Raw genomic sequence first — 20,839 nt, 5'->3', positions numbered from 1 at the left:
GTGCGAGGAAATCGCCCGCAGGCTCGATGTCGAACAGTCGAAGGCGCGCCGCGTCGCCACGATCCGGTGCGTCCGAGGTCTAGCCACGCTACGCGAGGGAAGGATCACCTGCGGACCAGCGCGCACGCCTGATGCTCAGTCAAGCTCGACAGCGTACCGCGCGAATCAGGTATCGGGACACGAAGCCGTCTGTCGTCGCTGACTCGGCTCTATCCCGGTCGCATTCAGCTCTGACCATGCTCGGCTGACGCCCCCGCGAACGCTTTCGCCAGCTCGCGGACGACGATGTTGCGCTGGATCTCGCTCGTCCCCTCGTAGATCTGCAGAAGTTTGGCATCGCGGAGAAGCTTCTCTACCGGGAAGTCGATCCCGTACCCGTTACCGCCGAAGATTTGCACTGCCTCCGTCGCTGCCCACATCGCGCTGTCGGCCGCGAACGCCTTGGCGGCTGCCGCTTCGAGCGTGTTGCGCCGCCCCTGGTCGGCGAGCCACGCCGCGTGGTAGGTGAGCCAGCGGGCAGCCTCGAGCCGGATACGCATCTCTGCCAGCTTGTGGCCTACAGCCTGATGCTCGATAATCGGGTGCCCCATCGTCTGGCGCTGCATGGCGTAGGCCAGCGCCTCGTCGAGGCTCCGCTGGATGACGCCGACGCCGAAAGCCGCGATCAGCGGCCTGGTACGGTCGAACACCTGCATCGCCAGTAGGAAGCCGTCGCCCTCCCGGCCGAGACGACTCTCCGCAGGCACTTCGACCGCGCTGAAGGTGATCTCGCCGGTGGGAGCACAGCGATGACCCAGTTTGCGCAGCGTGCGCACCTCGATGCCCGGCGTCGCGCGATCGACGAGGAAGGCACTGATGCCGCGGCGGCCAGCCTCCGGGTCGGTCTTGGCGAACAGAACGAAGAAGCTGGCGATCGGCGCGTTGCCGATCCATCGCTTCTGACCGGTCAGCACGTACCGGTCACCCCGGCGCTCGGCGCGCGTCTGGATCGCGGCAACGTCAGAGCCAGCGTGCGGCTCGGTCAGCGCGAAGCTGGCGTACTCGCCGTTGAGGAGGCGAGGAAGCCACCTGCGCTTCTGCTCCTCGGTTCCTGCCAGGATGATCGGCTCGGCAGCCAGGCCGTTCAGCAAGGCCGCGGTGCCGAATCCGGCGCAGGCCCAAGCGAACTGCTCGCATACGAGCGCGCTGTCGAGGATCCCGAGCCCCGGCCCGCCGTACTCGCACGGGATATTCAGCTCGACCAACCCCTCGGCCCGAGCGCGGGCGATCAGCTCGCGCGGGTGACGCTCCTCGCGGTCCAGCTCAGCGGCGACCGGCAGCACTTCGCGCTCAGCGAACGCCCGCGCCCGGTCACGCAGCGCCCGTTGCTTATCAGTCAGGAGAAAATCCATCGCGTGCCTCCCTTCGACCGGCGCTTCGCCTGAGATCGCTGCCGCCCATCGAACCGGCGCGATTTCAACGACCGCGCGACTGACTGGCCATTCGACACCATCGATTCGGTCGTGCTGACGCACTAGGGAGGAGATCGACACGCTCGGACAGATAGACGCCGAGAATGCTAGACCTCGAAGCTAGTCCAGAAAATCGCGAAGCTTGCGGCTCCGGTTAGGGTGGCGCAGCTTGCGTAGCGCCTTGGCTTCGATCTGGCGGATCCGCTCACGGGTGACGCCGAAGGCTTTACCGACCTCCTCTAAGGTGTGGATACGGCCGTCGTCCAGACCGAAACGCAGCTCGATTACTCGCCGTTCCCGCTCGTTGAGCGTCCAGAGTACCTCCAGCACCTGCTCGCGCAGCAGCGTCGTCGCTGCCGCATCGACCGGCGCCAGGGCTCGCTCGTCCTCGATGAACTCGCCGAGCGTGCTGTCCTCTTCTTGGCCCACCGGCATCTCGAGCGAGACCGGCTCCTGTGAGATCCGCAGGATCTCACGCACGCGCTCGGCAGGGATCCCGGCGACAGCCGCGATCTCGGCGGTCGTCGGGTCGCGGCCGAGTTCCTGCGCGAGTCGCCGCGACACCCGGGCGAGCCGGTTGATGGTATCTACGAGGTGCACCGGGATCCGGATGGTGCGCGCTTGATCGGCGATCGCCCGGGTAATCGCCTGGCGGATCCACCACGTCGCGTAGGTCGAGAACTTGTACCCCTTGTGCGATTGGAACTTCTCGACCGCCCGGATCAGGCCGAGGTTGCCCTCCTGGATAAGGTCGAGCAGGCTCATCCCCCGGCCCAGGTAGCGCTTGGCGATGCTGACGACGAGACGCAGGTTCGCTTCCGCCAGCCGCTGGCGGGCCAGATCTCCCTGCATGGTGACGACGCGCCAGCGATGTTCCAACTGGCCGAGGTCGAGGCCGATCGATTCCAGCGCCGGTGGGGATACCGGCTGCTCTTCCAGCGGGTTGACCAGGCGCTGCGCTTCGGGAGGCAGCAGCTCGAACTCGAGCCGGCTCCGTCGCAGGTGCTCCTCCAGCTCCTCGATGGTCAGGCCACGCTCGGCCGCGAAACGCGCGAGCGCCTCCGTCGGGATCTGGGTAAGCGGCAACACGGCTGCAAGCACTGCGCGCTTATTCGAAGGCAGAGAACCTGGATTCACTGCCTGGTAGAAGGCGAGCGTCAACGGCCAGCGGGCAAGGAAGCGGCCCCAGATCTCCTCCAGCACCGCGAGCGCGGAATCCCGCCCGGCCTCGCGGCACGCTCGTTGCGTCTCAACGAGATACTCTTTGAGCTCCACCGCTTGGGCGAGCGCGACCTCCTGCTCGGCGCTCAGCAGCGGGACACGCCCGATCTCGGCCAGATAGAGTCTTACCGGGTCATCGACGACCAGATCGGGCAGACCGTCAGGTTCCCATGAGCCGCTCACGTCGCTCAGTTCGGCCAACTCGAGTTCGAGCTCGGCGGCGTCCACAGGTTCCTGTACCCGGTCATCGAACTCGAGAACCACCCCGTGGGAAGACAGGCGCGCCAGCGCGGCATCCAGCTCGTGCGGGTCGAGGAGCGCCCCGAGCTGGCTGAGTTGCTCTCCACTCAGGAACCCCTGCCGCCGCGCTTCAGCCTCGATCGCCTCGGCCGTCTCCCGCGACGGCGCTAGCTGGCCGTTATTGGATTGGGCGCCCTGATCGTGGCTCTCGTGATTACCACGTCGCTTCGCTCTGCCCACCCGCTAAACCCCTACTTACTGGTCACTGGGGGGTAAACCATCCCACACCGGCGGTACGCAAGTGATACTACGGGGACGCCGGCAATTCAACTGGCGCGACCGTCGCTGCCGAGCTGTGCAGGCCGAACTCCCGCCGCAGCACATCCTCGATCCGTTCGCGGCGCTGCAGCAGTAGCGCCTGTCCCTCCCTCACCAGTATTACGGCTGGCCGCAGCGCAAGGTTGTAGTTGCTGGCCATGGCCAGACAGTATGCGCCAGCGGCCGCGATAGCGACGAGGTCACCGGGACGAGGCTCCGGCAGAGTCGCATCGTTCACCAGAACGTCGCCGGATTCACAGTACTTCCCGACGATCGTGACGCGGGTCACCGCGGGACCGTCGCGGTTGGCCAGCGCGGCGGTGTAGCGAGCTTGATAGAGCGCTGGACGGATGTTGTCCGCCATGCCGCCGTCCACGCTGACATAGCGGCGGACACCCGGAATCTCCTTGATCGCGCCGACCCGGTACACAGCGATGCCCGCCGGCCCGATGATGGATCGGCCCGGCTCCAACCCTAGCAGCGGCAGCGGGAAGCCCGCTTCTCGAGCTGCCCGCTGTACCGTATCAGCCACCGTTCGCACGAAGAGGTCGATGTCCGGCACCGGGTCTTCTGGCAGATATTGGATCGCGAGCCCTCCGCCCGGGCTGATCTCTTCCGGCACCACGCCGAACTGCGCAGCCATCTCGCGCGCAAAATCGAACAACCGCTCAACGGCCAGCGCGTAGGGCTCGACCTCGAACACCTGTGAACCGATGTGGGCGTGGTAGCCGCGCAAGCGCAGGCCAGGCATCCCCAAAATGCGCTGCACGGCCCGGCTCGCGTCACCCGTCTCGATCAGCAGGCCGAACTTGGAGTCCAGGTGGCCCGTCTTCCGGTAAGCGTGCGTGTGCGCGTCTACCCCGGGATTCACTCGCACGAGCACGGAGAGCTGTTGCTCGGTGTCGCGATGAAGGCGTTCTAGGAGATCGAGCTCGTAGTGGTTGTCGACCACGACTGCGCCGATCCGTGCTTGCAGCGCCAGGCGCAACTCGTCCTCGCTCTTGTTGTTCCCATGCAAGATGATCCGGCCGGGCGGGAACCCGGCCGCCAGCGCGAGCTGCAGCTCTCCGCCGGACACGACGTCGAGCCACATCCCTTCCTCGGCCAGGAGTTGTAGCAGGCCGACGCTGAGATACGCCTTGCCCGCGTAGACGAGCCGCCAAGGACCAGGGTAGTGACGGGCGAGTGCCTCCCGGTAGGCACCGCATTGCGCGCGGATCGTCGCCTCATCGTAGATGTAGAGCGGAGTGCCGAACTCGGCGACGAGCTGCGGGACCGGGATACCACCGATCACGAGCTGGCCAGTGGCATCACGCGTCGTTGTCTTCGGCCACGGCATCGTCGATCACGCTCGAGTCCATCTGCTGCCCGGCTTCGGGGCTCCCCCTCCAGCATGCCGGAATGCCCGCATTATATACCGCCCCTTCGCAACGGGCATCCCGTTTCGGCTGGTAGCGCTTGGTCGAGAGCCGATAAGCGGGTAAGCTTGCCCCAGCGTCGCATCCTCCCCTCGGGGAGGATGCCCGGCTGTCAGGTTCTGAACAGTGCCAGCCCACCCCACCCAGGTGACAACAGGTGAGCGCTCAGCGCGGGTGGCGGCGCTGCTCGGACCAGGAGAGCAGACGTATCGTGCCGACGACGATCCTTTCTGTCGAAAACCTCAGCAAGCGATTCGGCGCCGAGGAGATCTTCTCCGGCGTGACCTTTCAGATCCGTGAGCGCGATCGCATCGGGCTCGTCGGCGTCAACGGCGCTGGCAAAAGCACCCTGCTGCGCATCCTGGCCGGCCTCGAGCAGCCCGATAGCGGCACGCTCATCGCCCAGCGTGGCCTGCGCCTCGGCTATCTGGCGCAGGAGGCAGCCATCGATCCAGGTCGAACAGTACTCGATGCCGCACTCGAGGCGATGGAGGACCTGCGTCAACTCGGCCAGGAAATCGAGCGCCTCGCTGCGGCCATTGCGGACGCGAGCGGAGAGACGCTAGAGCGGCTGCTCGCCGAGTACGAGCAGAAGAGCCTCCGCTTCGAGGCGGCCGGCGGCTACGATCTGGAGCACCGCGCAACGCAAGTCCTGGCCGGACTCGGATTCGAGGAGGTCGAGTTCAGCCGGGCCGCAGGGCAGCTCAGTGGAGGCCAGCGCACGCGGCTGGCTCTGGCCCGCGCGCTCCTCGCCGACCCCGATCTCCTGCTCCTCGACGAACCGACGAACCACCTGGACCTGCGGGCGCTGACCTGGCTGGAAACGTTCCTCCGCACGTGGAGAGGCAGCTTCGTGGTCGTCTCGCACGACCGCTACTTCCTCGACCAGGTGACCGAGCGCACTCTGGAGCTCAGCTTCGGTCACCTGGAGGATTACCCGGGCAACTACTCGCGCTACCTCGAGCTGCGCAACGAACGGCTCGCCCGGCGCTTGGCCGAGTACGAGGCCCAGCAGGAGTTCATCCGCAAGCAGGAGGAATTCATCCGGCGTTACAAGGCAGGCCAGCGTGCCCGCGAAGCGCGCGGCCGGGCAACCCGGCTGGCCCGGCTCGAGCGGATCGAACGCCCGCGCGAGCACGAGACTCTCCGCCTCCAGCTCACCACTGGGCTGCGCAGCGGGCGCATCGTCCTGACCACCAGCGAGCTGGTTATCGGCTATCCAGCCAGCGACGGGTCGGAGCCGATCGTGCTCTGCCGAACACCGGAACTCATCGTCGAGCGCGGTGAACGTGTCGCCATCATCGGCCCGAACGGCTCAGGGAAGACGACCCTCATCCGCACGTTGCTGGGCGGGCACCCGCCGCTCTCCGGGCAGATCCGCTACGGCACTTCCGTGCGCCCGGCCTACTACGCTCAGGGGCACGAGCAGCTCGACCCGAAGCTGACCGTGCTCGGTACTATCCTGCGCCAGCAGCCGATGAGCGAGGAGGCGGCGCGCAACCTGGCCGGCCGCTTTCTCTTCAGCGGCGATGATGTCACCAAGCCGGTCAGCGCCCTCAGCGGTGGAGAGCGCAGCCGGCTGGCGCTGGCGCTGCTGACCCTCGAGCGAGGCAATCTTCTGATCCTGGACGAGCCGACCAACCACCTCGACATCGCCAGTCGCGAGGCGCTGGAAACGGTGCTTGCGAGCTTCGATGGCACGATCATCTTCGTCTCCCACGACCGCTATCTGATCGACCGGCTAGCGACCCGCGTCTGGTCGGTCGAGGACGGCGTCCTGCGGACCTGGCTGGGCAACTACACCGACTACCAGCGCCAGCGGACAGCTACATCAGGCGCAGGGTCCGCAGCGAGCCCGGCGAGTGGCACTTTGGATAGCCAACCGCGCCCGCCCGCGATGGTGCCGGGGATTGCCCGGCGCTCCCCGCGCCAGGTCGAGCGCGAGCTGCGGGCCACGGAGGAGCGCATCGGTGAGCTGGAGGAGCGGCTGAACGCGTTAGCGGATGACCTGGCCGAGGCAACGGCCCGGCAGGACATCGAAGCGATCGCCGAGCTGGGCGCGGATTACGAGGCGACGCAGCAAGAGCTGGACGCGGCCTACCGGCGCTGGGAAGCGCTTCAGGAGGAGCTGGACGCCGTGACCGGAGGCGTGGAGCGGTGAGCCGGACGCGGCCATACGTCATCGGGCTGACTGGCAATATCGCCTGCGGCAAGTCGCTCGTGCTGCGCGCGCTGGCCGAACTCGGCGCCGAGACGATTGACGCCGACCAGGTGGCCCGGGAGGTGATGAGCCGGGGTAGCCCGGTACTGGAGGACGTGGTACTGGCATTCGGGCCGGAGGTCATGAACCCCGACGGCAGCCTCGACCGGCGTGCCCTCGCCAGGATCGTCTTCAGCGACCCCGAGCAGCTCGCGCGGCTGGAGTCGATCGTCCACCCGCCGGTTGTCGAGCTGATTCGCCGGCGCGTAGCCGAGAGCCGCAGCCCGGTGGTCGTCATCGATGCGATCAAGCTCTTCGAGGCCGGGCTGGCCGGAGACTGCGACGAGGTCTGGGTGGTGACCTGCAAGCCGGAGCAGCAACTCGCCCGGCTGATGGCCCGCGACCGGATCGGCGAGGACGAGGCGCTCCTTCGCATCCGTGCCCAGCCACCGCAAGAAGAGAAGGTGCGCCGCGCCGACCGTGTCATCGACAACAGCGGCGCGATCGAGGAGACCATCGCCCAGGTGCGGGCGGCTTGGGAGGCTCTGCCGATCCACTGAGGTGAGGCCGGGAATAGCGTCGTACCCTCGCCGCGTTGAACTGTACAAAGGCGAGATATAGGCGGTCGGGACGCGTCCCTCCTCAGGGAGTCGGAAAGGCGGGCGAGATGAGCGAACCCATTCGCGTCGAGATCTGGTACGACTACGCTTGACCGTACGTCTACACGGCAGCGGTCTTGCTGCACTGGGTCAAGAGCCATACGAACGGCCAACTCGACCTCCACTGGCGCTACTTCTCCCTCGAGCAGGTGAACCAGAAGCACGGGCCGGACTGGAAGCTCTGGGAGCAGCCGGAGACGTACCCGAGCCGGGGCCGGCTGGCCTGGAAGGGCGCCGAAGCGGCACGGCGACAGGGCCCGGAGGCCTTCGAGCGCTTCCACCTCGCTTTGCTCCGGCTACGGCACGAGGAGAACTGGGAGCTGACCAAGGCAGAGACGATCCTGGAGGCGGCTCGGCGCGCCGAACTGGACCTCGACCGCTTCCAGCGCGATTTCGAGCAGGCGACGCTGGACGGTCTCGCCCGGGACCATGAAGAGGGCGTGCAGCGGTACGGCGTCTTCGGCACGCCGACGCTGGTCTTCGAGAACGGCCGGGCGGCCTACCTCAAGCTACGCCCGCTCCCGCCAGAGTCTGAATACCTGGCCGTCTGGGAGCGCCTGAGAGATATTATTGCCGACCGCCCGTACATCGAGGAGATCAAGCGGCCAGTGCCGCCAGCGCATTGATTCTTGTGGCCCCACTTTGCCCAAGGCCCGTCGAACCGAGTTCGCCTGGAGCGAGTTAGGTTGACGGGCCGTTATACTTGCCCTGACCGGGCACGTCGCCCAGTACGCTATATTCTTGATTAGGCACCACAAGAGCAGCGTGCCGCTAACCCTGTTCCAGAGAGGAAGAAGCGAATGGACGCGTCAGTACGTCTGGGCAAGATCCGCGGAATCGAGATTGGCATTCACTACACCTGGCTGGTCGTGTTTGCGCTGCTGACCTACTCGCTCGCTGTCGGGATCTTTCCTGAGTGGTACCCGGGATGGACATCGGGCACATACTGGGCAGTCGGAGCGCTAGCGAGCCTGCTGCTTTTCGCCTCGGTGCTCGCTCACGAGCTGGGGCACGCGGTGGTCGCGCAGTCGCGGGGTATCCCGGTCGCCAGTATAGTCCTGTTCATCTTCGGCGGGGTCGCGCAGATCGTCGAGGAGGCGCGCCGCGCGATCGACGAGTTTCTCATCGCGGTTGCGGGGCCGATCGTCAGCCTCGTCATCGGCGCCGGTTCGCTCGTGCTCTGGCCTCTAGCTGATCAGGTCAACGAGCCGCTCGGGGCAATTCTCCACTATCTTGGTTACGCGAACCTGATCCTGGTCGCCTTCAACCTCATCCCAGCCTACCCGCTGGACGGCGGCCGCGTGCTGCGAGCGTTCCTCTGGGGAGCCCTCGATAGCGTGTACCGGGCGACGCGCATCGCCTCAGCCGTCGGCGTCGTCATCGGGTTTCTGTTCATCGCCGGTGGGATCTTCCTGGTCTTCCGGGCGCCACTCTCCGGCATCTGGCTGGTCGCGATCGGCTGGTTTCTCCAGAGCGCCGCACAGCAGTCGTACCAGCAACTGATGCTGAAGCGTCTCTTCGAGGGTGTCCGCGTCGGACAGCTTATGGACGCGCGTCCGGTCACTATCTCGCCGGACGTCCCAGTCGACGAGCTGGTCGACGCGCTGCTCGGCCACAACGTGCGGAGCTTTCCGGTGATCGAGGATGGCCGCCTGGTTGGGATCGTCACCTTGACCGACGTGCGCAACACTCCCCGTAGCGAATGGCCCACCCGGCGCGTACGCGATCTCATGACCCCGTTCGAACGGCTGGTCACGGCGACACCGGAATCCGACATCGAGAGCGTGCTCAGAAAGATGGTGGCGCATGACATCCATCAAGTACCGGTCGTACGAGACAGCGCGCTGCTGGGCCTGCTGACTCGCAACGCCTTGCTCCGCTACCTCCAGCTCCGCCAAGAGCTCATGCGGAGTCCTGAAGAGATCGCCCAAATGGTCGAGAAGCGTAGCCGTCCCTCGGACCTGCCTGGTGACTGACCGCTGTTGACACGTGTCGGGCCGATGCCTTTGTGAATAGGGCAGGCGGCGCGGGAGCACGGTGAAGCGCTCAGCGAGCGTAACCTGCCCTCCTGTCACCCGATCAGAGTTTGCCCAGAGGTTCCCGTGCCATGTGCCACGCCGTCATGGCTGATGCGGCCGCGACCTGCTTACACCCACTGGGCCCCCGACCCACTTCCTTCCACGCGTTGAGACTTCATAGTAATCGCAGGTGTTCGACTATCTTGAACACTTGACTTGATCCAGTACAGCTTCCCCGCTAAGTTAGCACAGTAGTAGCTAACTGGTAGATGCCACACTTAACGCGTCGTGCAGCTACGGCGCGTCATCGCTTCAGTGCTATCAGAAAGGAGAGCAATCGAGGAGGCACCGAGTAGACACTGGCACAGCTTCCCCGGGGAGTGGCGCAGGCGGCGAAAGTGTATCGAAAAAGAGGGGAGATGGAATGCGAAGCATGAGACGAAGACAGTTCCTGGCAGCCGTCGGCGGTGCCGCGGTCAGCGCGCTCATAGCAGCGTGTGGGGGGGATTCGACCCCGCCGACCAGTTCCGCATCGCCAGGGGCAGGCACGCCGGCGCCTTCGCCTACGGCAACGGCCATGCCCTCGCCACAACCTGCGGCCACGCCCACCGCGGCGCCCGCCGCGACGCCGACCGCTGCCCAGGCTGGTGCTCCCTTCAAGATCGGTCTGATAACGGCCCTATCCGGCGGTCTATCCGCTTCGGGACAGCGGCATCTCCAGGGCATGCAGCTCGCGCTCGAGGAGATCGGCGAAACGGCCGGTGGGCGGAAGCTGGAACTCCTTCCTGAGGACTCCCCTGGGAACCCCGAGCAAGCCCTGACGAAGCTACGGAAGCTCGTCGAGAGTGACAACGTCGATATCGTTACTGGCATTACGCTCAGTAACGAGATGGCTGCCATCCGCGACTATATCGTCAACCAGCAAGTCCCGTTTATCGCCTCGATCAACGGCTGGCCACCGCTGACGCGCGACCCGAACGTGCGTAGCGAGTACATCTTCCGCACCTCGTTCACCCAGGGCCAGTTCGAGTTCGTGCAGGCGAAATGGGCAGCCGAGAAGCGTGGACTGCGATCGATCGCGCTCCTGGCGCCGGACTACGTAACTGGGCATACCGTGGTCGAGATCTTCCGAAACTACTTCCAGCAAGGTGGCGGCCAGGTACTCAGCGAGGTGTTCCCCCCGCTCAATACGCAGGACTTCGGTCCCTATCTCCAGCGCGTCTTGCAAGAAGCTGCCGGCGCCGAAGCTGTTTGGGCGTGGTTCATCGGAGCGGACGCGATCCGGTTCATGACACAGTTCACCGAGTTCGGCTTGAAGGATCAGTACGCGCTGCTCGGAGGCGGCGAGATCGGGGACGATCCCTACCTCCCAGAGGTCGGGGAGGCCGCTCTCGGCATCGTGAGCTCGATCTGCTATGCCGCTCGCTACGACACCCCCGAGAACCGCGAGTTCACTGAGCGGTTCCAGCAGAAGTTCGGGAATCCGCCAGGACATCTGGAGTACTGGGGGTACATCACCATTCAGATTATCGCGCGAGCGCTGGATGCGCTCGATGGCGACACGTCGGACACTGCGGCGTTCCTGGAAGCTATCCGCAATGTGCGCTTCAACGGGCCGATGGGCGAGGTTCGTTTCCACCCAGAGACCCAGGGAGTCATCAACACCGTCGTGATCCGTGAAGTCCAGCAATTGACGGACGGCTCACTCGGGAACGTCGTCCTCGACGTCTTCCCCAACATCGATGACCTCGCGTTCTGACGAGTGCTACCGCTCCGATGCGCGCGCTGCCTCGGGCATTTGACCCGAGGCAGCGCCGCAGTCGGAAGCAGTGTCGAGATAGACCGGGTTCCTTTACGGATCGACCCCGCTGCGCGACGGATCAGCGAGCGACCGGGGCCCGGCGGGACGCGGGCCTATCGGCACGCGACCGAGCTGTCAGTCACTCTCTCGCTGCGGGAGTGACGTCGTCACGGCGACCGAGGGGCCAGGAGCCGGTCGCACGGTCTCTGCGCTGAGCACCTGTCGCGGAATAAGCCAGCAGGCGGCCAGCGCTACCAGCAGGAGAGCCGACGTGAACAGCAGGGCTTGCTGGATCCCCACGTGATCGGCGATCGCCCCGGTCACCGGCGCTCCGATGCCACCTGTTACGAATCCCATCCCCAGGATGAACCCGGACGCGACCCCGATGCGACCAGGCAGTAGCCGCTGTGCCGCGACCAGCGTCACCGAGATGGAGGCATCAGCCAGCGCGCCGAAGAGCGCCCCAGTCATCAGGGCCAGTGGCCCTGGGAGACCGGCGAAGAGCAGCAGAGCTGGTATCGCGAGCGCTAGGGAGCCAACCAGCACCACACGCTGGCCGATCCGGTCGGCGAGCAGGCCACCTAGCAGCGTGCCGAGCGATCCGCTGGCGATGACGACGCTGGCCAGCAAGCCGTAGAAGCGAACATCGTACCCCAGGTCGCGATACCACACGGGTGCGAAGGTGACGACAGCCATGAACACCCAGCTTCGCAACATCACAACTGCCATCACCGGTGCCAGGGCACCCCAGCGAATCGGCTCGCGGCGAGCCCGCTCCCGAGAGCGCACGGTCGGCAGGCCGAGCTGGAACTGCCGCAGCGCCAACCGCAGCGAGACTGCCACACTCAATCCGAGCGGCAACATCGCGAGGGAGCCGCGCGTCCCGAGCACGCCGAACAAGAAGGCCGCAATCAGCGGCCCGAGCGCGTAGCCAAACGTTCCGCTCACCGTGTAGACGGACATCGCCGTGTTGCGGCGGCGATCGTCCACCAGCATCGAAGCGTTCGACGCGCCGACTGGGTGATAGGCCCCCGATCCGAGCCCGGCCAGCAACGCGCCGGCATAGAGCAGAGCCGGCGCGTCGATCAGGCCGAGCGCGCTGACGAAGACCGACGACCAGGCCAGGCTGAGCGGAGCCAGGAGCTGCCCACCCCAGCGGTCGGCGACGTAGCCGAAGAGCGGCTGCGAGAGCGAAGAGGCCGCGGTGTAGCACAGCGCCAGGAGCCCGATATCGCGGTTATCGAGGTTCAGCCGCTGCGCGGTGAGGGCGTAGAGGATAGGCAGCAGCCCGCTGTAGAGGTCCACGGTGAAGTGGCCCAGCATGAAGGTCAGGAGCCCGCGCCAGGCCCAGAGCCGTGCCAGCCGCATGGCGAGTTGCCCCTATCTCCGCGCGAAGTCCGGCGACGGGCCGAGATCTCGAACGAACCGGGCGATCAATCGGATGGCTGCGTCGAGGTCATCCAGGCTGATCAGCTCGTTCGGCGAGTGCATGTAGCGGTTTGGCACGGAAACGAGCCCGCACGGGATACCTGCACGCGCTGGCGCGATGGCGTCGGCGTCCGTCCCGGTCCGGGCGGGTGCTGCCGAGAGCTGTATCGGGATGTCCTCGGCCTGAGCTGCAGCCACCAGGCGGTCGAAGACGAGCGGATGCACCATCGAGCCGCGATCCAGCACCGGCCCGCCACCGATCTTGACATTTCCCCCACCGCGCTTGTCGGCGTCCGGGTGGTCGGTCGCGTGGGTGACGTCGAGGACAATCGCCACACTGGGGTTCAACGCAAACGCGCTGGTCCGCGCCCCCAGGAAGCTGATCTCCTCCTGCGTGGCCGCGATGGCGTACACATCGGCCCGCGGGCGATCGGTCGACAGCGCGCGCAGGACCTCCAGCGCCACGAAGGCTCCCATGCGGTTGTCGATGCCGCGCGCAACCAGCCGGTTATTGCGCAGCTCAACCGGAGCCTGCTCCAGCACCGCCGGATCGCCCACCGAGACGAGCTCGCGGGCCTCATCGCCGCTGCGCGCGCCGATATCGATCCACAGATCCTTGATGCGGCTGGCTTTACCTCGCTCCTCTTCGCTGAGGAGGTGAATCGGCTTGCGACCGATAACTCCCAGCACCTGCCCGCTCCGGCCGAGTATACGTACCCGCTGGCCGGTCAGGACCTGATCATCCCAACCGCCGATACCCCGGAACCAGAGGTAGCCGTCGTCATCGATATGGGTAATCATCAGGCCGATCTCATCGACGTGCCCTTCGATCACGACCACCGGCCCTTCGCCGCGCAGCCGGGCAAAACTGTTGCCGTTCCGGTCGACCGTGACCTCGTCAGCGAACGACTCCGCCTCCTGCCGCCAGACACGAGCCGCAGGCTCCTCGAATCCCGAGGGGCTGGGCGCTTCCAGTAGCTTGATGAGGAAGTCTCTCTGTTGTTGCTCCACGGCGAGTTCCTTCCGGGATGATTCCCACGAACCTCGCTGGCTCCGATGCCGCCCGTGACTACTCACCAGATTCGCAGGCATCGCGCGCGAGAGGCATTCGTACCCACTGTTCGCTATAGCGCCGGAGCCATGCGCTCGAATCTAGTTCACCTGGCAATGCGCCGGCAGCCCGTTCAGGACGTTCGTCACGTTGGTCAACGAGAGGTACAGCGTTCGCTCCAGCGCCTCCTGCGTCGAGCCGCCGAGGTGCGGCGTCATGATCACGTTCTCGAATTCGATGAACGGATTCTCCTCGATCGGCTCGACCTCGAAGACGTCGAGCCCCGCGCCAGCGATCTTACCCGCTCGCAGCGCTTCGACCAGCGCCGATTGCTTGACCACTGGCCCGCGGGCCAGGTTGATCAGATAGGCGGTTGGCTTCATCAGGCTGAGCGCCCGCTCATCGATCAGGTAGTACGTCTCCGGCGTCAGCGGTACATGAAGCGAGACATAGTCGGACTCCCGGAGCAGCCGATCCAGTGGCACGTAGCTGATGCCGTGCTCGTTGGCAAAGGTGATGTCCCAGACAATGTCGTGCGCGAGCACCTGCATGTTGAAGGCCCTGGCCAGCAGCGCCACGCTCTTGCCGACTCGCCCCAATCCGACGATGCCGAGCGTCTTGCCCCAGAGTTCCTGGCCGAAGAACCGTCCCCACTGGCCACGACGCATCGACCGGTCCGCTTCGAGGACTCTTCGGGAGAGCCCGAGCATCATGGCGAATGTCAGCTCCGCCACCGAATGGTTGTTGCACCCGGCGCAGATACAGACCGCGATGCCCTTTCGGGTCGCCTCCTCCACGTCGATGTGGTTGTAGCCGACCCCGCTGGTGCTGATCACCTTCAGACGGTTAGCGTGCTCGAGCACCTTCTTCGTCACCGGCTCCAGGCCGACGATCAACCCGTCCACATCGCGGACCAGCTCGCAGAGGTGGTCCTCGGTGATCGGGTAGATGATCTCACGCTCCGCCAACCGGCAGCCGCGAGAGTCGAGGAACCGCGCGATCTCCTCGCGCACCCCCCCGTACTTCCAGGTCAACACCAGCACCTCTTTCGCCATCGGAACCCCCGCTCCTTTCCGGACACGTTCGAGCGACCGGCTGCTCGCGCCATTCTACGCTATCAACCGGAGCTCTGGTGCTTGCCGCAACGCGCACCCCGCCGCTACCGTGTCAGGCTGTCGGCTCGCTGGCGTGCTCGACGTGCGGCTCTGGCGGCGAATCATCGAGAAGACCCAGGCTGTCCTCCGGGTCGAGGTAGTAGAACGCGAGCCGCAGGCGACCCGGCGGCGTGCCGAGCACCTCGCGAAAGATCTCCACGGCCTCGCGCGCGAACGCGCGTCGCCGTTCGACCAGCAGCGGCTCTTCTCGCGAGTAGAGGATCTCGAGCAGCGGCATCCCCTCCTCCTCCGGTCTTCCCGACTGGTCCGGCTCGAAACGCTTTGGCCAGAGCGAGCGAACCGCTGGCTGGCCGTTGCCTGGAGCATTGTGCCACGGTGTGGGACGCTACGGCGCACGGCCAAGCAGCGTCTCGGCTCCTCGGGCCCCCTCGCCGATCGGCGGCCAGACGGAGAGGTCGAAGGGGTAATCGGAACCTGGCGCCACGCGCTCCGGGCCGACGAGATCCAGCAGGAGCTGGAGCGACTGCCGAGTCCACACCACTGAGTCGAACCAGAGGCGCCGCAAGCAGGCGCTCGGCGGCGAGTCGAGCGCGCTTCGTACAGCAGGCCAGACCTGATAACCCTGGTCGAGACGCCCGATCTGGTACGGCAGAAAGCCACCGCCGTGCGCCACCAGCAGTTTGACCCTGGGATAGCGATCCAGCAACCCGCTCAAGATGAGGTCGGCCAGCGATACCGTCGTTTCCCAGAGCACACCGATCAGGTTGGGCATCTGCGGGCGGCGCAGGCGAGGATCCTGGCTCAAGAGCGGGTGAAGAAAGAGCACGGCCTCCAGCCGATCGGCGGTTTCCCACAGCGGGGCGAACGACGGATCGCTGAGCAACCGGTCGCCGCAGCCAGGGCCGATGATGGCCCCGAGCATGCCGCGCTCGCGGGCCCGCGACAGCTCGGCGGCCGCGTCCTCGGGCACGTTGAGCGGCAATGTAGCGAGGCCCGAGAGACGATCAGCCTGCTCCTCGCACCAGGCAGCGAGCTCGTTATTGTACAGCCGGGCGAGTTCCGTCGTGAGTGCAGGGTGCGCATCGTAGAGGAATAGCTGCGGGACAGGCGATACCAGGCTGTGCCGCACGCCGGCTCGCTGCTGATCGGCCAGGAAGAGGTCTGCGTCGTGGAATGCCGGTTTCAGCTCGAAGGACCACTTCCCGCCGACTGTGAGGAACGGTGCCTTCGACGGGTCACGCTGCTCCCAGCGCGCATCCAGGGCATCCGCGTGCTGTCGCACCCAGTCCAGAACGGCTGGCGGGATGAAATGCGCGTGGACATCGATCATGCTGGCTCCTCTCGCAATATCTCAGGCGAGCCCGCTCCGCAGCGTCGAACCGAAACCCCGAAGGCGAAACGTCCAATGAGCTCACTGGACACCCGGCATCAAGCAGAGTAGCGACCAGGACCTGCCAGAATCGATCGGTGATCCCGGGATCCCTGCACCGATACCTGAGCTAGAACGAGAGGTCGTCGATGCCTTCGACTTTGTCGAGCACCACGTTACCCAGGCTGCCGTCGTCCAAGCGCTCCACCCGACGGAAGAACACTGTAAACACGACGTTCTGCGTCTCCGGGTGGAAGCGGAACTGTCCAGTCGGCCCGGTGAACTGCACCTGCTTCAGCGCGCTCAGGAAGGCCTCCCGCTCTTCCACCTGCCCCTCGACCGCGTCGAGCGCCTCCGCGATGACTCGGGCACACAGGTAACCCTGGTAGGCGAACTGGTTCGGCACCTGGCCATGCTTTCCCCGGAACGCCTGGACGAAGGCCTGATTCTCCGACGAGTCGTATTGCGGCGTGTAGTGCAGGGAAGTGACGGCATCGAGGGCAGCCTCACCCTGTTGTTCCAGATACGCCTCGTCTACCAGGTCTCCCGCTCCGATCAGCGGGAACTGATCCTTCAGCCCGAAGTCGTTGTACTGCTGGACGAAGCGAACCGCGTCCGCCCCGGCGAAGAAGGCCCAGACGGCATCGACCTGTGCTTGCTGGAGGCGCTGCAGGAACGGCCCGAAGTCGGCAGTGTCCAACGGCGGATAAACCTCGTCCACGATCTGGCCGCCAGCCTTCTGGAAAGCCGCTTTGAACGCGTTCGCCTTCTCGTGCCCAGCCGAGTAGTCTGGCGCGGTCACGGCGACACGGGCATACCCGAGCGAGTCGTGCGCGTAGGGCCCGAGCGGCCACTCGTACTGGCCATTGGCGAACGAGACGCGGAAGATGTAGGGGCTGCGCTGGGCTGGATCGCGGGTCAGCGCGGCCGCTCCGGCATTCGCGATGATGAGCGGGATCTGCTGGCTATCGACGAAGTCGCGCAGCGCGGTTGCCACCCCGCTGTGGACGATCCCGGCCAGGAGATGCACCCCATCCCGCTCGACGAGTTGGCGAGCTTTGGTCAAGCCCACTTCCGGGTTGGCCGCGTCATCTTCCTTATAGACCTCTATCGTGCGCCCACCGGCCTGATACCCGATCTCCTCGAGGTACAGCTCCAACCCCCGGGTGATGTTCTCACCCAGCGCGGTGTAGACCCCCGAGTACGGCAGCAACACGCCGAGACGGACCGGCTCGCCTCCCGCCTGACCAGTCGGCGTTGCAGCCACCGTCGGGCTGGCCGCGGCGGGGGTCGGCGTCGCCGCCGGCGGGGTGGGGCTCGCGGCCGGTGCCGGAGCGGCCGGGGTGGGAGCGGCCTCTCCACCACAAGCTGCCAAGAGGGCGCCCAGCGACGGGGCGAGCGCGGCCGCAAACGCCCCGCGCAGGAGCAGCCGTCGCGAGCAGCGCGCACCGAGGACGGTTGAACCCAGCAGCTCCCGCTTCTCGCTCATCGTCTCTCCTCCCCGAACAATGGCCCGCTGATCCAAAAGGCCGCTAGAGACGCTGGCCGCTACTTCACGACCGGTACCCGCTCCGGCGTGCCGTAGGTGTAGAACGACTCCGGCATCGTCGGTGCCCCGATCCAGATCGTGCTGTGGTAGAGGTCCGATTCGTTAGCCACATCCCAGACCACCGTCTTCCAATCTGGGTCGAAGATCAGATAGCCCGCATCGCCGAAGAGCTCCACACGGTTGCCGCCCGGCTCGAACAGGTACAGGAAGAAGGCCTGGGTCGTCCCATGCTTTCCGGGCCCAGCCTCGATGCGCACGCCCCAGTCCATGCAGAGCTCGGCAACGTCGTACAGGTGCTGCGGGTAACCATGCCAGTAGGCGACGTGGTGCAGCCGGTTGCCTTGCCCAGTGCCGTCGCGCATGACCGCGATCTCGTGCACCATCGGACTGACGCTGAGCCACGACCCGACCTTCTGCCGATCGCCGCCGATCTTGGTCTCGCGCAGCTTGAAGCCTAGCGCCTCCCGCAGAAACGCCTCATGCGGTTCCACCTGGCTAACAAAGCAGTTGACGTGGTCGAGTCGCCGGACAGGAACGCCCCGTAGCGGCCGGCGCTGGGGCCGGTTCTTCAGCGGGCTGCGCTGCTCCTCGGGCGCCTGGTAATACTCGAGTTCCCAGACCAACTCCATCCGGTGACCGTCGGGCATCTGGAAACGGAAGCTCGCCCCCTGGCCGAGTTCGCCCTCGCTCCAGCCCAGGCCGAGACCGCGCCGCTCGATCTCCTCGGCGCCGGCCTGCAACAGCTCCGGCGCCGAGACGCGCCAGGCGACATGCCCGAGCCCCGCATCCGGCGCTTCAGTCAGCTTGAGCGTGTAGAGGTACCAGTCCTCATAAGCGCGAAGGTAAACCGATTGTCCTTCGCGCGCGACCTCGGTCATCCCGAGCACCTCGGTAAAGAACCAGAGGCTCTCCACCGGCTTCGGTGTCAGCAGCTCAACGTGCGCAAGCTGCGCGACGACCGGCACCTGCGCTTCGCCCATCAGCCCAACCCTCCCTACAACTAAGCGGAGCCATCCGGCGACCACGACCAGGCCAGATCTTTCCATCCATCCAGGTCGTACTGCGCCAGGCACTCGTCCACCAGTGCCTCGAACTGGTCCATCAAGCCGCGCCTCTCCGCCCAGCTCAGGGCATCGAGGTACTTCTGCTCGTGGTTCCCAGCGTAGTTCAGCTCATACAGCCCGTGCCGGCCCGCGAACTCGGAGTACATCGCATCCCAGACCAGCTTGTAGAGCTTGCTCCGCTCCTTGGCCGGCATGCCGGTCCCTCGCAGGTAGCGCTCGAGGATCGGCTGCACCTCCGGGTTCAGCAGGTCACGATAGTTCGACACGTTGATGATCGGCGCGCCGCCGAGCAGCCGCTCGTAGATCTGCCGGATTCGATCCCAGGCGAAGTTGGTATAGATTCGTGCCGCTGCGGCGTACTCCAACCGCGGCACCACCGACCCTCCTAGGCTCGGCTCGGGGTCATGGGCCATCGCCGTCACGATGCTCCAGAAGAGATGGCGCATCGCCACGATCTCACCCACCATCACTTGGTTACCGCGGAAGTCGGCCGTGCCGTTGCACTCCAGGCTCTTCTGCAGGAGCCCCAGCATGAACTCGGTCTTGATCGCCATCCGGATCGTGGTCTGGAAGTTGAATCGGTTGAAGAACCCGGAGTCGGCGTAGAAGCGCTTGGCCTTGGGCACGTCGCGGTAGACCAGCACATCTTCCCAGGGGATGAAAGCCTCGTCCAGGACGAGAAACGCGTCGTTCTCGTCGAACCGGCTAGCCAGCGGGCTATCGAACGGGCTCTCGGCTTTCAACTCGTAGGAGGCCCGTGAGATCAGGATCTGCCGCGGGTTGTCCATCCGCACGAAGAAGACTAGCGCCAGGTCGTCATCGCGCCCCTCCTGCAGGCGGGCAGCGCTACCGCTGTTGACTCCGACGAAAGTCGCGTGCGTCAGGGCCGAGGCCGTCGCCACCTGCTTGGCGCCGCTCACCACGATTCCGCCGTCGGTCTCCCTCACCACGTGGACATAGACATCGCGAGCTTCACTGGGCGGACGGTTGCGGTCGACCGGCGGGTCGACGATCACGTGGTTCATGAAGAGGACCTTGGAGGCACACTCCCGGTACCAGTTGCGGGCGGTGTCGGCGAAGGGCGCGTAGTAGTCGGGGTCGGCCCCGAGCGTGGCCATAAAGGCCGCCTTGTACTCCGGCGTGCGGCCCATCCAGCCGAAGCTCATCCGCTGCCAGAGCGCGATGGCGTCCCGGGCGCCGAGCAGGTCGGCTGGTGAATAGGCTGGCGTAAAAAACTTGTGGGTGGAGATTCCCAGGCGGTCGGTGGTGAGGAGCGTATCCCTGGTCTCCGCCGCGTGCAGAGCATCGTAGAGGCGGGCGATCGAGCGGGCCGCGTTCCGGAAGGCAGGATGAGTGGTCACATCCTTGACCCACTCACCCTGGAAGAGCACGCGCCGCCCGTCGCGCAGGCTCTCCAAGTACTCTTCGCCGGTTAACGGCCTGGTAACCGGCTTCGCAAGGCGTTCCATACCGTCCCTCCTCTGTCTCGAACGGCGGGAGACATGTCCGCGCCGACTCATCATAACCGCGGCTACCGGGCTGTGGCGTTGGAGGAACCACACCCGCGAACGAGGAGAATGACCTCCCGGAGACAGCATCACCGGCTACAGCTCTCGCTGTCCGGCTGGACGATGTCTGCTGGATGTGGTCGGTTGAGGTAAAGGCTCGCAACGTGAAGATCGAATCAGTGACCTGGGGAAGTCGCATTCGGTCCTGTACTCTCCGGAACAACGCCATGCGTGCGGTCGACCCTGGAACGGAGAGCTACCGGCGCCGCACGTCGCGCCTCGAAGCGTCTCGGTCGATGTACCAGCTCCTCTCCGCGCGTGCTCCGCCTCGAGTTATCTTCGTCCCGACGGTCGTGCTATATTCGCTCTATAACGCTGTCCGATCCATGCTTCTCTCTACCCTAACGAGGTCAACTGGCCAGCGTCAAG

Annotated in this window: 16 protein-coding genes; 5 read left to right on the top strand and 11 right to left on the bottom strand. The window is 65.7% G+C overall.

What is annotated here, in order from left to right; translation table 11 throughout:
- Nucleotides 1–224: 224 nt before the first annotated feature.
- The 3 genes from NET02_RS01635 to lysA form a co-directional block, all read right to left on the bottom strand.
- A complete protein-coding gene (locus NET02_RS01635; RefSeq protein ID WP_284055625.1) occupies nt 225–1,391 on the bottom strand; it encodes an acyl-CoA dehydrogenase family protein in 1,167 nt (388 codons plus the stop codon).
- Between the two features lie 180 nt (nt 1,392–1,571).
- Nucleotides 1,572–3,152 carry an RNA polymerase sigma factor RpoD gene (rpoD, locus tag NET02_RS01630; RefSeq protein WP_284055624.1) on the bottom strand — a complete coding sequence of 527 codons (1,581 nt, stop codon included), beginning with the start codon at nt 3,150–3,152 and terminating at the stop codon, nt 1,572–1,574.
- Nucleotides 3,153–3,219: 67 nt separating this feature from the next.
- Nucleotides 3,220–4,569, bottom strand: a complete 1,350-nt coding sequence (gene lysA / locus NET02_RS01625; protein ID WP_284055623.1) for a diaminopimelate decarboxylase — start codon at nt 4,567–4,569, stop codon at nt 3,220–3,222.
- Nucleotides 4,570–4,859: 290 nt separating this feature from the next.
- On the opposite strand from lysA, the gene NET02_RS01620 reads away from it, so the two are divergent.
- From NET02_RS01620 to NET02_RS01600, 5 genes are all read left to right on the top strand, one after another.
- Nucleotides 4,860–6,809, top strand: coding sequence for an ABC-F family ATP-binding cassette domain-containing protein (locus tag NET02_RS01620; protein ID WP_284055622.1), 1,950 nt, complete (start codon nt 4,860–4,862; stop codon nt 6,807–6,809).
- Nucleotides 6,806–7,408 carry a dephospho-CoA kinase gene (coaE, locus tag NET02_RS01615; RefSeq protein ID WP_284055621.1) on the top strand — a complete coding sequence of 201 codons (603 nt, stop codon included), beginning with the start codon at nt 6,806–6,808 and terminating at the stop codon, nt 7,406–7,408. The genes NET02_RS01620 and coaE overlap by 4 nt, the downstream gene beginning before the upstream one ends.
- 107 nt (nt 7,409–7,515) lie before the next feature.
- Nucleotides 7,516–8,133 carry a DsbA family protein gene (locus NET02_RS01610; RefSeq protein ID WP_264297359.1) on the top strand — a complete coding sequence of 206 codons (618 nt, stop codon included), beginning with the start codon at nt 7,516–7,518 and terminating at the stop codon, nt 8,131–8,133.
- Between the two features lie 174 nt (nt 8,134–8,307).
- Complete coding sequence (locus NET02_RS01605; RefSeq protein ID WP_284055620.1) at nt 8,308–9,483, top strand: site-2 protease family protein; 1,176 nt, start codon at nt 8,308–8,310, stop codon at nt 9,481–9,483.
- Nucleotides 9,484–9,958: 475 nt separating this feature from the next.
- The gene (locus NET02_RS01600; RefSeq protein ID WP_347710985.1) at nt 9,959–11,284 is read left to right on the top strand and encodes an ABC transporter substrate-binding protein; all 1,326 of its coding nucleotides are present in this window, start codon (nt 9,959–9,961) and stop codon (nt 11,282–11,284) included.
- Nucleotides 11,285–11,461: 177 nt separating this feature from the next.
- On the opposite strand, the gene NET02_RS01595 is transcribed toward NET02_RS01600, so the two are convergent.
- The 8 genes from NET02_RS01595 to NET02_RS01560 all read right to left on the bottom strand — a co-directional run bounded on the left by NET02_RS01595 (nt 11,462) and on the right by NET02_RS01560 (nt 20,371).
- Nucleotides 11,462–12,694 carry an MFS transporter gene (locus tag NET02_RS01595; protein WP_284055619.1) on the bottom strand — a complete coding sequence of 411 codons (1,233 nt, stop codon included), beginning with the start codon at nt 12,692–12,694 and terminating at the stop codon, nt 11,462–11,464.
- Nucleotides 12,695–12,706: 12 nt separating this feature from the next.
- Nucleotides 12,707–13,765, bottom strand: coding sequence for a M42 family metallopeptidase (locus tag NET02_RS01590; protein WP_284055618.1), 1,059 nt, complete (start codon nt 13,763–13,765; stop codon nt 12,707–12,709).
- 141 nt (nt 13,766–13,906) lie between these two features.
- On the bottom strand, nt 13,907–14,860 hold the full coding sequence (locus NET02_RS01585; RefSeq protein ID WP_284055617.1) for a phosphoglycerate dehydrogenase: 954 nt from the start codon (nt 14,858–14,860) through the stop codon (nt 13,907–13,909).
- A 112-nt stretch (nt 14,861–14,972) separates the two neighbouring features.
- Nucleotides 14,973–15,197: a tautomerase family protein gene (locus NET02_RS01580; protein ID WP_284055616.1), complete on the bottom strand. Its 225-nt coding sequence runs from the start codon at nt 15,195–15,197 to the stop codon at nt 14,973–14,975.
- A 108-nt stretch (nt 15,198–15,305) separates the two neighbouring features.
- Complete coding sequence (locus NET02_RS01575) at nt 15,306–16,250, bottom strand: amidohydrolase family protein (protein WP_284055615.1); 945 nt, start codon at nt 16,248–16,250, stop codon at nt 15,306–15,308.
- Nucleotides 16,251–16,419: 169 nt separating this feature from the next.
- Nucleotides 16,420–17,778: an ABC transporter substrate-binding protein gene (locus tag NET02_RS01570; protein WP_284055614.1), complete on the bottom strand. Its 1,359-nt coding sequence runs from the start codon at nt 17,776–17,778 to the stop codon at nt 16,420–16,422.
- A 59-nt stretch (nt 17,779–17,837) separates the two neighbouring features.
- Entirely contained in the window at nt 17,838–18,818 is a 981-nt protein-coding gene (locus NET02_RS01565) for a VOC family protein (protein WP_284055613.1), read from the bottom strand.
- A gap of 20 nt (nt 18,819–18,838) precedes the next feature.
- Nucleotides 18,839–20,371, bottom strand: a complete 1,533-nt coding sequence (locus tag NET02_RS01560; protein WP_284055612.1) for a 4-hydroxyphenylacetate 3-hydroxylase family protein — start codon at nt 20,369–20,371, stop codon at nt 18,839–18,841.
- Between the last annotated feature and the right edge of the window lie 468 nt (nt 20,372–20,839).

Source organism: Thermalbibacter longus, assembly GCF_023806485.1.
GTDB lineage: Bacteria > Chloroflexota > Chloroflexia > Thermomicrobiales > Thermomicrobiaceae > Thermalbibacter > Thermalbibacter longus.
This window is presented reverse-complemented; position numbering and strand designations above follow the sequence as displayed.

What these genes read in the sequence shown, in the direction of transcription:
- NET02_RS01565 (WP_284055613.1), bottom strand. Translation starts at nt 18,818, where the DNA reads ATGGGCGAAGCGCAGGTGCCGGTCGTCGCGCAGCTTGCGCACGTTGAG.
- lysA (WP_284055623.1), bottom strand. Translation starts at nt 4,569, where the DNA reads ATGCCGTGGCCGAAGACAACGACGCGTGATGCCACTGGCCAGCTCGTG.
- NET02_RS01570 (WP_284055614.1), bottom strand. Translation starts at nt 17,778, where the DNA reads ATGAGCGAGAAGCGGGAGCTGCTGGGTTCAACCGTCCTCGGTGCGCGC.
- NET02_RS01605 (WP_284055620.1), top strand. Translation starts at nt 8,308, where the DNA reads ATGGACGCGTCAGTACGTCTGGGCAAGATCCGCGGAATCGAGATTGGC.
- NET02_RS01585 (WP_284055617.1), bottom strand. Translation starts at nt 14,860, where the DNA reads ATGGCGAAAGAGGTGCTGGTGTTGACCTGGAAGTACGGGGGGGTGCGC.
- NET02_RS01575 (WP_284055615.1), bottom strand. Translation starts at nt 16,250, where the DNA reads ATGATCGATGTCCACGCGCATTTCATCCCGCCAGCCGTTCTGGACTGG.
- NET02_RS01560 (WP_284055612.1), bottom strand. Translation starts at nt 20,371, where the DNA reads ATGGAACGCCTTGCGAAGCCGGTTACCAGGCCGTTAACCGGCGAAGAG.
- NET02_RS01580 (WP_284055616.1), bottom strand. Translation starts at nt 15,197, where the DNA reads ATGCCGCTGCTCGAGATCCTCTACTCGCGAGAAGAGCCGCTGCTGGTC.
- NET02_RS01595 (WP_284055619.1), bottom strand. Translation starts at nt 12,694, where the DNA reads ATGCGGCTGGCACGGCTCTGGGCCTGGCGCGGGCTCCTGACCTTCATG.
- NET02_RS01635 (WP_284055625.1), bottom strand. Translation starts at nt 1,391, where the DNA reads ATGGATTTTCTCCTGACTGATAAGCAACGGGCGCTGCGTGACCGGGCG.
- NET02_RS01600 (WP_347710985.1), top strand. Translation starts at nt 9,959, where the DNA reads ATGAGACGAAGACAGTTCCTGGCAGCCGTCGGCGGTGCCGCGGTCAGC.